Source organism: Streptomyces sp. NPDC058459, from assembly GCF_042721685.1.
Classification (GTDB): Bacteria; Actinomycetota; Actinomycetes; order Streptomycetales; family Streptomycetaceae; genus Streptomyces.
In genome coordinates this window covers 1-14,262 of the sequence record NZ_JBHXLV010000046.1, presented here as the reverse complement: position 1 = coordinate 14,262, position 14,262 = coordinate 1, and the positions used below count along the sequence as shown (strand labels likewise).

Genomic DNA, 14,262 nt, shown 5'->3' with positions numbered 1-14,262 from the left:
GAGTACGGTCACCGTCCAGGGTGAGCTTCCCCACCCCCGACGGTCAGTTCCCCGCCCTGCCGTACCGCCGGAAGCCGGCGGTGTCGATCCGCCAGGGGCCGAAGGGGACGGTGTCACCGAAGATGTACGCGTCCTTGCGGGCGTAGCGGCCCTTGCAGGGGTCGCAGTGGGCTTCGATCGTGCCGGTACGGGGGTCGACGATCAGGTAGTGGGCGATGCCCATGGCGGGGTAGTCGGCCAGCTTTTCGATGTAGTCATTGCCCGGGTTCGACGGAGACACGATCTCGATGACCGCCAGCACCTGGGTGGCATCGACCGCGATGCCTTCCTCGTCCAGGGCTGCCTCCGGGATGACCAGGGCGTCCGGGCGGCGCATGCGCCCCATCGCCGGGTGCTCGATCTCGGGGCCGTTCTCGCAGCTGTAGCCCGGGTGGGTGGTGGGCAGCTGCCTGTTGAGCTGGTTGCGGATGCGGCTGACCGTGCCCTCATGACGCTTCGAGGGACACATCATGGCCAGTATCGGGCCGGACGGACCGATCTCGACGCTCCAGGCTCCTTCGAGCCGCTCGGCGTAGGCGCCAAGCTCTTCAGCGATCGTGCGCATCTTCGCGTAGTCCATGAGGTCAGCGTACTGAGACGCTTCCTGCTGCGGACCCGTTCAGGACTCCGCCGCCGCGAACGCCCCCCGTGCCATCCGGTGCAGCAGCGCCGCCGTCGTCGCGCGGCCCGGGAGGGTGCCGGAGCGGCCGAGGTGGGGGGTGGAGTTCAGGAGGCCGAAGACCGAGTGGACGGCCGAGCGGGCGGCGGGTTCGGTCAGCACGGGATGGGCCTCGCGGACGACGCCGACCCAGAGTTCGACGTACTGGCGCTGGAGCTGGCGGACCAGCTTGCGGTCGCTGTCGCGCAGACGGTCCAGCTCGCGGTCGTGGAGGGTGATCAGGGGGCGGTCGTCCAGGGCGAAGTCGATGTGGCCCTCGATGAGGGAGTCCAGGACGGCGGAGGCACCGGCCCGCCCCTCCGCCTCGGCGACCCTGCGGCGCGCGCCGGTGAGGAGCTGGCCGCTGATGCCCACCAGCAGCTCCGCGAGCATCGCGTCCTTGCCGGGGAAGTGCCGGTAGAGGCCGGGGCCGCTGATGCCGACCGCCGCCCCTATCTCGTCCACGCCCACGCCGTGGAACCCGCGCTCGGCGAAGAGGCGGGCGGCCTCCTTGAGGATCTGCTGGCGTCGGGTCTGGGCGCCGGTTCTGCTGGCCATGCGGGTCATTGTAGACAGCGAGGTTAGCGGTCGTTAACCTGAGGGAAATGCGTTAACGCTCATTAACAAGGTGAGGGGTTCTCGGGATGCACGAGGCACCGGAGCTGACGAGCGCGGCAGACCCCGCGTCGGAGGCCTGGCGGGCCAATGAACAGGCCCATCTCGCCCTGGGCGAGGAGCTGCGCGCCAAGCTGGCGTCGGCGGCCCTCGGCGGCGGCGAGAAGGCGCGCGCCCGGCACACCGCGCGCGGCAAGCTGCTGCCGAGGGACCGGGTGGACGCCCTGCTCGATCCCGGCTCCCCCTTCCTGGAGCTGGCCCCCCTCGCGGCCGACGGGATGTACGACGGACAGGCCCCGGCGGCGGGGGTGATCGCCGGGATCGGCCGGGTCAGCGGGCGCGAGTGCGTGATCGTCGCCAACGACGCGACCGTCAAGGGCGGCACGTACTACCCGTTGACGGTGAAGAAGCACCTGCGCGCCCAGGAGGTGGCCCTCGACAACCGGCTGCCCTGCGTCTACCTGGTGGACTCCGGCGGCGCCTTCCTGCCGATGCAGGACGAGGTCTTCCCGGACCGCGACCACTTCGGCCGCATCTTCTACAACCAGGCCCGCATGTCCGCGGCCGGCATCCCGCAGATCGCGGCCGTCCTCGGCTCCTGCACGGCCGGCGGCGCGTACGTCCCGGCGATGAGCGACGAGGCGGTGATCGTCCGCGACCAGGGCACGATCTTCCTCGGCGGCCCCCCGCTGGTGAAGGCCGCCACCGGCGAGGTCGTCACGGCGGAGGAGCTGGGCGGCGGCGAGGTCCACTCCCGCGTCTCCGGCGTCACCGACCACCTCGCGGAGGACGACGCGCACGCGCTCAGGATCGTGCGGAACATCGTCGCCACCCTCCCCGCCCGCAAGGACGCCCCGTGGGAGGTGACGGCGGCCGTCGAGCCCAAGGTCGACCCCTTCGGTCTGTACGGCGCGGTCCCGGTCGACTCCCGCACCCCCTACGACGTGCGCGAGATCATCGCGCGCGTGGTGGACGGCTCACGGTTCAGCGAGTTCAAGTCCGAGTTCGGCCAGACCCTGGTCACCGGCTTCGCCCGTATCCACGGCCACCCGGTCGGCATCGTCGCCAACAACGGCATCCTGTTCTCCGAGTCCGCCCAGAAGGGCGCGCACTTCATCGAGCTGTGCGACCAGCGCGGCATCCCGCTGGTCTTCCTCCAGAACATCTCCGGCTTCATGGTCGGCCGGGACTACGAGGCGGGCGGCATCGCCAAGCACGGCGCCAAGATGGTCACCGCGGTCGCCTGCACCCGCGTCCCCAAGCTGACGGTGGTCGTCGGCGGCTCGTACGGCGCGGGCAACTACTCGATGTGCGGCCGCGCCTACTCCCCCCGCTTCCTGTGGATGTGGCCCGGCGCCAAGATCTCCGTCATGGGCGGCGAACAGGCCGCCTCGGTGCTCGCCACCGTCAAGCGGGACCAGCTGGAGGCGCGCGGCGAGGAGTGGCCCGCCGAGGACGAGGACGCCTTCAAGGCCCCGATCCGCGCGCAGTACGAGAGCCAGGGCAGCGCCTACTACGCCACCGCCCGCCTCTGGGACGACGGCGTCATCGACCCGCTCCAGACCCGTCAGGTGCTCGGACTCGCCCTGACCGCCTGTGCCAACGCGCCGCTGGGAGAGCCCCGGTTCGGCGTCTTCCGGATGTGAGAGGGAGGAGAACTTCCGTGTTCGACACAGTGCTGGTCGCCAACCGGGGCGAGATCGCCGTACGGGTCATCCGCACGCTCCGTGCGCTAGGCGTGCGCTCGGTGGCGGTCTTCTCCGACGCCGACGCCGACGCACGGCACGTCCGGGAGGCCGACACGGCTGTCCGGATCGGCCCTGCGCCGGCTTCGGAGAGCTATCTGTCGGTGGAGCGGCTGCTTCAGGCCGCCGCCCGCACCGGCGCCCAGGCCGTCCACCCCGGCTACGGCTTCCTCGCCGAGAACGCCGGCTTCGCGCGCGCCTGCGAGGAGGCGGGGCTCGTCTTCATAGGGCCGTCCGCCGACGCCATCGCCCTGATGGGCGACAAGATCCGCGCCAAGGAGACGGTGGCGGCGTACGGGGTCCCGGTCGTGCCGGGCTCCAGCGGGAGCGGGCTCACCGACGCCCAACTGGCCGACGCCGCCCGGGAGATCGGCGCCCCCGTGCTGCTCAAGCCCTCGGCGGGCGGCGGCGGCAAGGGGATGCGTCTGGTGCGGGACGTCTCCGCCCTGGAGGAGGAGATCGCGGCCGCCCGCCGCGAGGCCCGCGCCTCCTTCGGCGACGACACCCTGCTGGTGGAGCGGTGGATCGACCGCCCCCGGCACATCGAGATCCAGGTGCTCGCCGACGGCCACGGCAACGTGGTGCACCTAGGCGAGCGCGAGTGCTCGCTCCAGCGGCGCCACCAGAAGATCATCGAGGAGGCGCCCAGCGTCCTGCTGGACGAGGCGACCCGCGCCGCGATGGGCGAGGCGGCCGTGCAGGCGGCCCGCTCGTGCGGGTACCGGGGCGCGGGCACGGTGGAGTTCATCGTGCCGGGCAGCGACCCGTCCTCGTACTACTTCATGGAGATGAACACCCGCCTCCAGGTCGAGCACCCCGTCACCGAGCTGATCACCGGGCTCGACCTGGTCGAGTGGCAGCTGCGGGTCGCGTCCGGTGAGCCGCTGGGCTTCGCGCAGGAGGACGTGACGCTGACCGGGCACGCGGTGGAGGCCCGCATCTGCGCCGAGACTGTGTCCATCAGAGAGGGCTCCCGGGGCTTCCTCCCCTCGGGCGGCACGGTCCTGCTGCTGGCGGAGCCACAGGGCGACGGAGTCCGCACCGACTCCGGGCTCAGCGAGGGCACCGAGGTCGGCAGCCTGTACGACCCGATGCTGTCCAAGGTGATCGCCTACGGCCCCGACCGCGCGACCGCCCTGCGCAGGCTCCGCGCGGCCCTCGCGGAGACGGTCACCCTGGGCGTCCCGACCAACGCGGGCTTCCTGCGCCGGCTGCTCGCGCACCCCGCGGTGGTGGCGGGCGAACTGGACACCGGGCTGGTGGAGCGCGCGATGGACGACCTGATCCCGTCCGGGGTGCCGGAGGAGGTCTACGAGGCGGCGGCGGCCGTACGCCTGGAGGAGCTGCGGCCCACAGGCGACGGCTGGGTGGACCCCTTCTCGGTGCCGGACGGCTGGCGGCTGAGCGGGACTCCGAAGCCGGTGTCGTTCCCCTTGCGTGTCGCGGGACTTGAACCCGTCACCCGGGCCGCCCGTACTGCCGAAATCACCGATGACCGGGTGACCGTCACCCTGGACGGCGTCCGCCACACCTTCCGCCGCGCCGCCGACTGGCTCGGCCGGGACGGTGACGCCTGGCAGGTGCGCGACCACGACCCGGTGGCCGCCTCGCTGAGCCGCTCCGCGCACGCGGGCGCCGACTCGCTGACCGCGCCCATGCCGGGCACGGTGACGGTGGTGAAGGTGGCCGTGGGCGATGTGGTCGAGGCCGGGCAGAGTCTGCTGGTAGTGGAGGCGATGAAGATGGAGCACGTCGTCTCCGCCCCGCACGCCGGCACGGTCGCCGAACTCGACGTGACGCCCGGCAGCACGGTCGCCATGGACCAGGTGCTGGCCGTCATCGCGCCGAAGGAGGAGACCGAGTGAACGCGCTGCCCATGGTCGTCCCCGACCCCGGCCTCCCCACGCGGGTCCGCATCCACGAGGTGGGCGCGCGGGACGGTCTGCAGAACGAGAAGACGGCAGTACCGACCGAGGTGAAGGCGGAGTTCATCCGCCGCCTGCGCACGGCGGGCCTGACCACCATCGAGGCGACCAGCTTCGTGCACCCCCAGTGGGTGCCCCAACTGGCCGACGCCGAGGAGCTGTTCCCGCAGCTCTCCGACATCGACGCCGAACTCCCCGTACTGGTCCCCAACCAGCGCGGCCTGGACCGGGCCCTGGCCCTCGGGGCACGCCGGATCGCGGTGTTCGCCAGCGCGACCGAGTCCTTCGCCAAGGCCAACCTCAACCGCACGGTGGACGAGTCGCTGGCCGTGTTCGAGCCGGTGGTACGGCAGGCCAGGGACGCGGGCGCCCATGTACGCGGCTATGTGTCAATGTGCTTCGGCGACCCGTGGGAGGGCGCGGTACCGCTCCCCCAGGTGGTCCGGGTGTGCGCGGCCCTGAAGGACATGGGCTGTGACGAGCTGAGCCTCGGCGACACCATCGGCGTGGCGACACCCGGCCAGGTCCGCGCCCTGCTCACCCAGCTGAACGAGGCGGGCCTGCCGACGGCCGGGCTGGGCGTGCACTTCCACGACACCTACGGCCAGGCGCTCGCCAACACCTACGCGGCGCTCCAGCACGGGGTCACCACGGTCGACGCCTCCGCGGGCGGCCTCGGCGGCTGCCCGTACGCCAGGTCCGCCACCGGCAACCTCGCCACCGAGGACCTGGTGTGGATGCTGCGCGGCCTCGGCATAGAGACCGGCGTCGACCTGGAGGCACTGACCGCCACCAGCGTCTGGATGGCGGGCCATCTGGGCCGCCCGAGCCCCTCCCGCACCGTCCGCGCCCTTCGCACCACGACCCAGCACGACAAGGACCAGTGATCAGCATGGACCACCGCCTCAGCCCCGAGCTGGAGGAACTCCGCCGCACGGTGGAGGCGTTCGCGCACGACGTCGTGGCGCCGAAGATCGGCGACTTCTACGAGCGGCACGAGTTCCCGTACGAGATCGTCCGCGAGATGGGCCGGATGGGCCTGTTCGGGCTGCCGTTCCCGGAGGAGTACGGCGGGATGGGCGGCGACTACCTGGCGCTGGGCATCGCGCTGGAGGAGCTGGCCCGGGTGGACTCCTCGGTGGCCATCACCCTGGAGGCGGGCGTCTCCCTGGGGGCCATGCCGATCCATCTCTTCGGCACCGAGGAGCAGAAGGCCGAGTGGCTGCCCCGGCTGTGTTCGGGCGAGATCCTGGGCGCGTTCGGGCTGACCGAGCCGGACGGCGGCTCGGACGCGGGCGCGACCCGTACGACGGCCCGGCTGGACCCGGACACCGGCGAATGGGTCATCAACGGCAGCAAGTGCTTCATCACCAACTCCGGCACCGACATCACCGGCCTGGTGACGGTCACCGCGGTCACCGGCCGCAAGCCGGACGGCAGGCCGCTGATCTCCGCGATCATCGTGCCCTCGGGCACGCCGGGCTTCACGGTCGCCGCCCCCTACTCCAAGGTGGGCTGGAACGCCTCGGACACCCGCGAGCTGTCCTTCCAGGACGTCCGGGTACCGGCCGCCAACCTGCTCGGCGAAGAGGGCCGTGGCTACGCCCAGTTCCTCCGCATCCTGGACGAGGGCCGTATCGCCATCGCCGCGCTGGGCACCGGGCTCGCCCAGGGCTGCGTGGACGAGTCGCTGCGCTACGCCAAGGAGCGGCACGCGTTCGGCCGGGCCATCGGCACCAACCAGGCCATCCAGTTCAAGCTCGCCGACATGGAGATGAAGGCGCACACCGCCCGCCTCTCCTGGCGCGACGCGGCGGCCCGCCTGGTGGCCGGCGAGCCCTTCAAGAAGGAGGCGGCCATCGCCAAGCTGCACTCCTCCACGGTCGCCGTCGACAACGCCCGCGACGCCACCCAGATCCACGGCGGCTACGGCTTCATGAACGAGTATCCGGTGGCCCGCATGTGGCGGGACTCCAAGATCCTGGAGATCGGCGAGGGCACCAGCGAGGTCCAACGCATGTTGATCGCACGGGAGTTGGGCCTGACCGGCTGACCTCTGCGAACACCCCGACGGCGGCGGGCATCCCGGCCCTGGACATCTAGCAAGGTTAGGCTAACCTTGCTTCGAATTGGTCAGGCGGTGTCCGCCCCGGTCGAAAGCAGTCATACCCATGTCCCACACCCGTGCCACCCACCTCACTCGTCGCGGCATCCTCGCCGCCGGCGGCGCCCTCGGTCTCGGCGCCGCGCTCGCCGCCTGCGGGGACGACAAGGGGAAGGGCGGGGGCTCCGAGGGGCAGGCGGGGCCCGGCAAGTCCGGCGCGTGGAGCTTCAAGGACGACCGCAGCCAGACCGTGAAGCTGGACTCGGTCCCCACGAAGATCGTCGCCTTCACCGGTGTCGCCGCCGCCCTGTACGACTACGGCATCGAGGTCAAGGGCGTCTTCGGCCCGACCAGGACCAAGGACGGCAAGGCCGATGTGCAGGCCGGCGACATGGACGTCAGCAAGCTGACCGTCTTCGGCAACGTCTTCAACCAGTTCAACGTCGAGGAGTACGCGGCCTTCGCCCCCCAGGTCCTCATCACCACGACCTTCGACCCCCAGGGCACCCTCTGGTACGTGCCCCAGGAGTCCGCCGCCAAGATAGCCAAACTGGCACCCGGCGTCGCCGTCTCGGTCTACGACCGCCCGCTCACCGGCCCCCTCCAGCGGGTGTGGGAGCTGGCCGAGTCCCTCGGCGCGGACTTGAAGTCGGCCAAGGTGACCGACGCCAGGAAGCGCTTCGAGGCGGCCGCGGCCCGGCTGCGCGAGGCGGCCAAGTCCCGCCCCGAGATCAAGGTGCTGGCCGGCTCCGCCGCGCAGGACGCGTTCTACGTCTCCGGCACCAACCTCTCCGCGGACCTGGAGTACTTCAAGTCCCTCGGCGTGAACTTCGTCGAGCCCTCGGAGGCGGCCAAGAAGCCCACCGGCGGCTGGTTCGAGACGCTGAGCTGGGAGAACGTCGACAAGCACCCGGCCGACGTCATCATCATGGACGACCGCTCGGTCGCCCTCCAGCCCGCCGACATCACCAAGGCCACCTGGAAGAAGCTGCCCGCCGTCAAGGCCGGCCAGGTCATCCCCCGCGCCGCCGAGCCGATCCTGTCCTACGACAAGTGCGCGCCGCTGCTGGAGAACCTCGCCAAGGCCATCGAGACGGCCAGGAAGGTCAGCTAGCCCCTCCTGTCCGTCTGAACCCTTCCTGACGTTCAGGAGCCCCGCATGACGACGGCCGTAGCCGCCCCGTTCCGTTTCTTCGCCCTCCAGGTGGCCCGGACGAGGCGGCTCGGCCCGTCTCTGCTCCGGGTCACCTTCACCGGACCCGGACTGAGCGAGTTCCAGTCGCTCGGCCGCGACCAGTCCCTGTCGCTGTTCCTGCCTCGGCCGGGCCGGCGCGAACCCGTGGTCCCCATGGACCTGGGCGACGACTGGTGGCACGCCTGGCGTGAACTCCCGGACGACGTACGGGCGGTGATGCGCTCGTACACCCTGCGGGCGCTGCGCCGGGACCCGGACGAGATCGACATCGACTTCGCCCTGCACGGCACCGAGCCCGGCGCCCCGGTCCCGGCCGGCCCCGCCTCCCGCTGGGCCGCCGGTGCCGCCCCGGGCGACCGGGTGCTGCTGCTCGGTCCGGCGGTCGCCGACAACCGCGCCGTCCGCTTCCGCCCGCCGGAGGACACCGACCTGGTAGTGCTGTGGAGCGACGAGACCGCCGTACCCGCCGCGACCGCCGTGCTGGAGTCGCTGCCGGCGTCCGCCCGGGTGCACGCCTGGCTGGAGGTGCCGCGCGCCGGGGACATCCAGGACGTGCGCACCGAGGCGGACGCCCGCATCACCTGGCTGGTACGGCAGGAGGGCGCACCCTCGGCCGTCGAGTCCCTGCGTGCGGCCGAACTGCCCCCGCACACACGCCCGTACGTCTGGCTCGCGGGCGAGGCCGGGCAGGTGAGGGAGCTGCGCCGGCACTTCGTCGGCGAGCGCGGCACCGACCGGCGGCGGGTGACCTTCGTCGGCTACTGGCGGCGCGGGCTGAACGAGGAACAGCTGCGCGCGAGCGGCGCGTAGGCCGTGGACCACCGGGAGCCACGGCCGTCGCGGGAAGAGCGAGACATCCGACGCTAGCTTAGGTTAGGCTTACCTAAGTTGAAGCCGCGGAACTTCACTCCCCGTCGCGTTTCCCCCGGAGGACCCCCTCATGCGCTCGCACCTGCTCAATGGCCTCACCGCGGAGACGTACCGCCGCTCCGTGACCGAAGGAGTAGAGCGGGTGGCGGCCAGACTCGCCACCGTCGCAAGCCCGTTCACCGGCATCACCGCCGACGGCCTCGCTCCACGCGTCGACTCCGTGGACCTCGACCAGCCGCTCGGCGACACCACGGCCGCGCTGGACGAGCTGGAGGAGGTCTACCTCCGGGACGCCGTCTACTTCCACCACCCCCGCTACCTCGCTCACCTCAACTGCCCGGTCGTCATCCCGGCGGTGGTCGGCGAGGCCGTGCTCTGCGCGGTCAACTCCTCCCTGGACACCTGGGACCAGTCGGCCGGCGGCACGCTCATCGAGCGGAGACTGATCGACTGGACCAACGCCCGTATCGGCCTCGGACCCGCCGCCGACGGCGTGTTCACCTCCGGCGGCACCCAGTCCAACCTCCAGGCGCTGCTGCTGGCCCGCGAGGAGGCCAAGTCCGGGTCCTTCGGCCAGTTGCGGATCTTCACCTCCGAGGTCAGCCACTTCAGCGTGCAGAAGTCCGCCGGACTCCTCGGCCTCGGCCCGGACGCGGTCGTCGTCGTCCCGGTCGACCACGACAAGCGGATGCACACCGTCGCCCTCGCCCACGAGCTGGAGCGCTGCGTCCGGGACGGCCTGGTCCCGATGGCCGTCGTCGCCACCGCCGGCACCACCGACTTCGGCTCCATCGACCCCCTCCCCGAGATCGCGGAGCTGTGCTCCCGGTTCGGCGTGTGGATGCACGTGGACGCCGCCTACGGCTGCGGACTGCTCACCTCGCTGAAGCACCGCGGCCGCATCGACGGCATCGAGCGCGCCGACTCGGTCACCGTCGACTACCACAAGTCCTTCTTCCAGCCGGTGAGTTCCTCCGCCGTACTGGTCCGGGACGCGGCCACCCTGCGGCACGCCACCTACCACGCGGAGTACCTCAACCCGCGCCGCACGGTGCTGGAGCGCATCCCCAACCAGGTCGACAAGTCCCTCCAGACCACCCGCCGCTTCGACGCGCTCAAGCTGTGGATGACGCTGCGTGTGATGGGCGCCGACGGCATCGGCGAACTCTTCGACGAAGTCTGCGAACTGGCCCGGGAAGGCTGGCGGATGCTCGCCGCCGACCCCCGCTACGACGTGGTCGTGGCGCCCTCGCTGTCCACCCTGGTCTTCCGCTACGTCCCGGCGGACGTCACCGACCCGGCCGCGATCGACCGCGCCAACCTCCACGCCCGCAAGGCCCTGTTCGCCTCCGGGGACGCCGTGGTCGCGGGCACCAAGGTCGGTGGCCGCCACCACCTGAAGTTCACCCTGCTCAACCCCGAGACCACCGCGGCCGACATCGCCGCCGTCCTCGATCTGATCGCCGGCCACGCCGAGCAGTACCTGGGAGAGTCCCTTGACCGCGCTTCCTGAAGCCAGCCCCGTCCTCGACTTCGTGGGGATCGGCCTCGGCCCCTTCAACCTCGGCCTGGCCTGTCTCACCGAGCCCGTCGAGGAGCTGAACGGCGTCTTCCTCGACTCCAAGCCCGACTTCGAGTGGCACGCCGGGATGTTCCTGGAGGGCGCCCACCTCCAGACGCCGTTCATGTCCGACCTGGTCACCCTGGCCGACCCGACCTCGCCGTACTCCTTCCTCAACTACCTCAAGGAGAAGGGCCGGCTGTACTCGTTCTACATCCGGGAGAACTTCTACCCGCTGCGCGTCGAGTACGACGACTACTGCCGCTGGGCCGCGGCCAAGCTGACCAGCGTCCGCTTCAGCACCACGGTCACCGAGGTCACCTTCGCGGACGGGCTGTACACGGTGCACACCGACGCCGGCGACACCTACCGCGCGAGGCACCTGGTCCTGGGCACCGGCACCCCGCCCTACATCCCGGAGGCGTGCGAGGGCCTGGGCGGCGACTTCAGCCACAACTCCCGCTATCTGGACAACAAGGCGGAGCTGCGGAAGAAGCGCTCCATCACCCTGGTCGGCAGCGGGCAGTCGGCCGCCGAGATCTACCACGACCTCCTCAGCGAGATCGACGTCCACGGCTACCGGCTCAACTGGGTCACCCGCTCCCCGCGCTTCTTCCCGCTGGAGTACACCAAGCTCACGCTGGAGATGACCTCCCCGGAGTACATCGACTACTTCCACGCGCTCCCCGAGGACACCCGCTACCGGATCACCGACCGGCAGAAGGGCCTGTTCAAGGGCATCGACGGCGAGCTGATCAACGAGATCTTCGACCTGCTCTACCGGAAGAACCTCGGCGGCCCGATCCAGACCCGGCTGCTCACCAACTCCACGCTGAACAGCGCCACTTACGAGCACGGCACCTACACCCTCTCCCTCCGTCAGGAGGAGCAGGGCAAGGACTACGAGCTGGAGAGCGAGGGCCTGGTGCTGGCCACCGGCTACCGGTACCGCGAGCCGGAGTTCCTGCGGCCGGTCCGCGACCGCCTGCGCTACGACACCCACGGCAACTTCGACCTGGCCCGCAACTACGCCATCGACGTCACCGGCCGCGGTGTCTTCCTCCAGAACGCCGGCGTCCACACCCACAGCATCACCAGCCCCGACCTGGGCATGGGTGCCTACCGCAACGCCTCCATCATCCGCGAGCTGCTCGGTTCGGAGTACTACCCGGTCGAGAAGACCATCGCTTTCCAGGAGTTCGCCGTATGACCTTCACGATCCGCCCGCTCGACCCCCTGAAGGACGCGAGCCTGGTGCACGGCTGGGTGACCGATCCGAAGGCCGCGTTCTGGATGATGCGGGACGCGAAGCTTGTGGACGTCGAGCGTGCCTACACGGAGATCGTGGCCGACGAGCACCACCACGCCTTCCTCGGCCTGGACGACGGGGTGCCGGTGTTCCTGATGGAGAGCTACGACCCCGCGCACCGCGAGCTGGCCGGGCTGTACGAGGCCCGGCCGGGCGACGTCGGCATGCACTTCCTGGTGGCGCCCACCGACACCCCCGTGCACGGGTTCACCCGGCGGGTCATCACCGCCGTGATGGCGCACCTCTTCTCCGACCCGGGCACCCTGCGGGTCGTCGTGGAACCCGATGTGCGCAACACCGCCGTGCACGCGCTGAACGAGGCCGTCGGGTTCGTGCCCGAGGGCGAGATGGAGAAGCCGGAGAAGCGCGCCTTGCTGAGTTTCTGCACCCGGGAACGGTTCGAGGCGGCGACGGGGGTGACGGCATGACCCTCGCCGACTCCGTGGCCCACCTTTCCCCCGAGCGCTGGGAGAAGGCCAACCGCCTGCTGCTCCGCAAGGCCCTCGCCGAGTTCGCGCACGAGCGCCTGCTCACCCCCGAGCCGGAAGGCGAGGAGTACGTCGTCCGCAGCGACGACAAGCTCACCTCGTATCGCTTCGCAGCCGTGCGCCGGGGCCTGGACCACTGGCAGGTGGACGCCGGCTCGATCACCCGGCACCGCGAGGGCGGGGAACTCCCGCTCGCCGCACTGGACTTCTTCATCGAGCTGCGGGAGACCCTGGGGCTGAGCGAGGAGATCCTGCCGGTCTACCTGGAGGAGATCTCCGCCACCCTGTCCGGCACCTGCTACAAGCTGACCAAGCCCCGGGTCAGCGCCCGGGAACTGGCCGGCGCCTCGTTCCAGGACATCGAGACCGGGATGACCGAGGGCCACCCCTGCTTCGTGGCCAACAACGGCCGGCTCGGCTTCGGCGTCCGGGAGTACCTGGCGTACGCGCCGGAGACGGCGAGCCCGGTGAAGCTGGTCTGGCTGGCCGCGCACCGCTCGCGGGCAGCGTTCACCGCCGGCGCGGGCGTCGAGTACGAGGAGTTCTTCCGGCGCGAGCTGGGCGAGGCCACCCTGGAGCGGTTCCGGGGCGTGCTCACCGGGCAGGGGCTCGACGCGGACGACTATCTGCTGATCCCGGTCCACCCCTGGCAGTGGTGGAACAAGCTCAGCGTGACCTTCGCCGCCGAGGTGGCCCGCCGCAACCTGGTGTGCCTGGGCGAGGGCGACGACGAGTACCTGGCCCAGCAGTCCATCCGGACGTTCTTCAACCGGACGCATCCCGAGAAGAGCTATGTGAAGACGGCGCTGTCCGTGCTCAACATGGGCTTCATGCGCGGTCTGTCGGCCGCGTACATGGAGGCGACCCCGGCGATCAACGACTGGCTGGCCCGGCTGATCGAGAACGACCCGGTGCTCTCCGGGACCGGCCTCACGATCATCCGCGAGCAGGCCGCCGTCGGCTACCGGCACCTGGAGTACGAGCGGGCCACCAACCGCCACTCCCCCTACCGGAAGATGCTGGCCGCCCTGTGGCGCGAGTCCCCGGTGTCCCGCCTCGCCGAGGGCGAGTCGCTGGCGACGATGGCCTCCCTGCTGCACACCGACGACGACGGCGCCTCCTTCGCGGGCGCGCTGATCGAGCGCTCCGGCCGCACACCGGCCGGCTGGCTGCGCGACTACCTGCGGGCCTACTACGTGCCGCTGCTGCACAGCTTCTACGCCTACGACCTGGTGTTCATGCCGCACGGGGAGAACGTCATCCTGGTGCTCAAGGACGGCGCGGTCCGGCGCGCGGTGTTCAAGGACATCGCCGAGGAGATCGCCGTCATGGACCCGGACGCGGCCCTGCCGCCGGAGGTCCGGCGCATCCGGGTGGAGGTGCCGGAGGACAAGAAGCTGCTGTCGATCTTCACCGACGTCTTCGACTGCTTCTTCCGCTTCCTCGCCGCCAATCTGGCCGCCGACGGCGTGCTCACGGAGGACGCGTTCTGGGACACGGTCGCGGAGACCACCCGCGAGTACCAGGACGCGAACCCGCGGCTCGCGGAGAAGTTCGAGCGGTACGACATGTTCGCGCCCCGGTTCGCGCTGTCCTGCCTGAACCGGCTCCAGCTGCGCGACAACAAGCAGATGGTGGACCTCGCCGACCCGTCCGGCGCGCTCCAGCTCATCGGCACCCTCGAGAACCCGCTCGCCGGGCGCTGAGGGGCCGTACGCGAGACCACGGGCACCCCGGAGACGGTCCTCCGGGG

At 70.8% G+C, this 14,262-nt stretch carries 12 protein-coding genes; 10 read left to right on the top strand and 2 right to left on the bottom strand.

Going from position 1 to position 14,262, the window contains the following annotated elements:
• Nucleotides 1–43: 43 nt before the first annotated feature.
• Complete coding sequence (locus ACFWN1_RS11935) at nucleotides 44–619, bottom strand: Uma2 family endonuclease (protein ID WP_384360184.1); 576 nt, start codon at nucleotides 617–619, stop codon at nucleotides 44–46.
• Between the two features lie 39 nt (nucleotides 620–658).
• A complete protein-coding gene (locus ACFWN1_RS11930; protein WP_384360182.1) occupies nucleotides 659–1,255 on the bottom strand; it encodes a TetR/AcrR family transcriptional regulator in 597 nt (198 codons plus the stop codon).
• Nucleotides 1,256–1,341: 86 nt separating this feature from the next.
• Here ACFWN1_RS11930 and ACFWN1_RS11925 point away from each other — a divergent pair, with 86 nt between their 5' ends.
• The 10 genes from ACFWN1_RS11925 (at nucleotide 1,342) to ACFWN1_RS11880 (ending at nucleotide 14,215) form a co-directional block, all read left to right on the top strand.
• A complete protein-coding gene (locus ACFWN1_RS11925) occupies nucleotides 1,342–2,958 on the top strand; it encodes a carboxyl transferase domain-containing protein (protein ID WP_384360180.1) in 1,617 nt (538 codons plus the stop codon).
• A 17-nt stretch (nucleotides 2,959–2,975) separates the two neighbouring features.
• On the top strand, nucleotides 2,976–4,922 hold the full coding sequence (locus tag ACFWN1_RS11920; protein WP_384360178.1) for a biotin carboxylase N-terminal domain-containing protein: 1,947 nt from the start codon (nucleotides 2,976–2,978) through the stop codon (nucleotides 4,920–4,922).
• Between the two features lie 11 nt (nucleotides 4,923–4,933).
• On the top strand, nucleotides 4,934–5,869 hold the full coding sequence (locus ACFWN1_RS11915; RefSeq protein ID WP_384360222.1) for a hydroxymethylglutaryl-CoA lyase: 936 nt from the start codon (nucleotides 4,934–4,936) through the stop codon (nucleotides 5,867–5,869).
• Nucleotides 5,870–5,874: 5 nt separating this feature from the next.
• A complete protein-coding gene (locus ACFWN1_RS11910; RefSeq protein ID WP_384360176.1) occupies nucleotides 5,875–7,035 on the top strand; it encodes an acyl-CoA dehydrogenase family protein in 1,161 nt (386 codons plus the stop codon).
• A gap of 118 nt (nucleotides 7,036–7,153) precedes the next feature.
• Complete coding sequence (locus ACFWN1_RS11905) at nucleotides 7,154–8,200, top strand: ABC transporter substrate-binding protein (protein ID WP_384360174.1); 1,047 nt, start codon at nucleotides 7,154–7,156, stop codon at nucleotides 8,198–8,200.
• A 45-nt stretch (nucleotides 8,201–8,245) separates the two neighbouring features.
• A complete protein-coding gene (locus tag ACFWN1_RS11900) occupies nucleotides 8,246–9,091 on the top strand; it encodes a siderophore-interacting protein (protein WP_384360172.1) in 846 nt (281 codons plus the stop codon).
• A 130-nt stretch (nucleotides 9,092–9,221) separates the two neighbouring features.
• Complete coding sequence (desA, locus tag ACFWN1_RS11895) at nucleotides 9,222–10,664, top strand: lysine decarboxylase DesA (RefSeq protein WP_384360171.1); 1,443 nt, start codon at nucleotides 9,222–9,224, stop codon at nucleotides 10,662–10,664.
• Entirely contained in the window at nucleotides 10,648–11,922 is a 1,275-nt protein-coding gene (locus tag ACFWN1_RS11890) for a lysine N(6)-hydroxylase/L-ornithine N(5)-oxygenase family protein (RefSeq protein WP_384360169.1), read from the top strand. Before desA ends, ACFWN1_RS11890 begins: the two co-directional genes overlap by 17 nt.
• A complete protein-coding gene (locus ACFWN1_RS11885; protein WP_384360167.1) occupies nucleotides 11,919–12,449 on the top strand; it encodes a GNAT family N-acetyltransferase in 531 nt (176 codons plus the stop codon). Before ACFWN1_RS11890 ends, ACFWN1_RS11885 begins: the two co-directional genes overlap by 4 nt.
• The gene (locus ACFWN1_RS11880) at nucleotides 12,446–14,215 is read left to right on the top strand and encodes an IucA/IucC family protein (RefSeq protein WP_384360165.1); all 1,770 of its coding nucleotides are present in this window, start codon (nucleotides 12,446–12,448) and stop codon (nucleotides 14,213–14,215) included. The genes ACFWN1_RS11885 and ACFWN1_RS11880 overlap by 4 nt, the downstream gene beginning before the upstream one ends.
• The last annotated feature ends 47 nt before the right edge of the window (nucleotides 14,216–14,262 follow it).

Bases quoted from the DNA above. Each gene is read 5' to 3' on its own strand.
- ACFWN1_RS11935 (WP_384360184.1), bottom strand. From the start codon at position 619: ATGGACTACGCGAAGATGCGCACGATCGCTGAAGAGCTTGGCGCCTAC.
- ACFWN1_RS11930 (WP_384360182.1), bottom strand. From the start codon at position 1,255: ATGGCCAGCAGAACCGGCGCCCAGACCCGACGCCAGCAGATCCTCAAG.
- ACFWN1_RS11925 (WP_384360180.1), top strand. From the start codon at position 1,342: ATGCACGAGGCACCGGAGCTGACGAGCGCGGCAGACCCCGCGTCGGAG.
- ACFWN1_RS11915 (WP_384360222.1), top strand. From the start codon at position 4,934: ATGGTCGTCCCCGACCCCGGCCTCCCCACGCGGGTCCGCATCCACGAG.
- ACFWN1_RS11910 (WP_384360176.1), top strand. From the start codon at position 5,875: ATGGACCACCGCCTCAGCCCCGAGCTGGAGGAACTCCGCCGCACGGTG.
- ACFWN1_RS11905 (WP_384360174.1), top strand. From the start codon at position 7,154: ATGTCCCACACCCGTGCCACCCACCTCACTCGTCGCGGCATCCTCGCC.
- ACFWN1_RS11900 (WP_384360172.1), top strand. From the start codon at position 8,246: ATGACGACGGCCGTAGCCGCCCCGTTCCGTTTCTTCGCCCTCCAGGTG.
- desA (WP_384360171.1), top strand. From the start codon at position 9,222: ATGCGCTCGCACCTGCTCAATGGCCTCACCGCGGAGACGTACCGCCGC.
- ACFWN1_RS11885 (WP_384360167.1), top strand. From the start codon at position 11,919: ATGACCTTCACGATCCGCCCGCTCGACCCCCTGAAGGACGCGAGCCTG.
- ACFWN1_RS11880 (WP_384360165.1), top strand. From the start codon at position 12,446: ATGACCCTCGCCGACTCCGTGGCCCACCTTTCCCCCGAGCGCTGGGAG.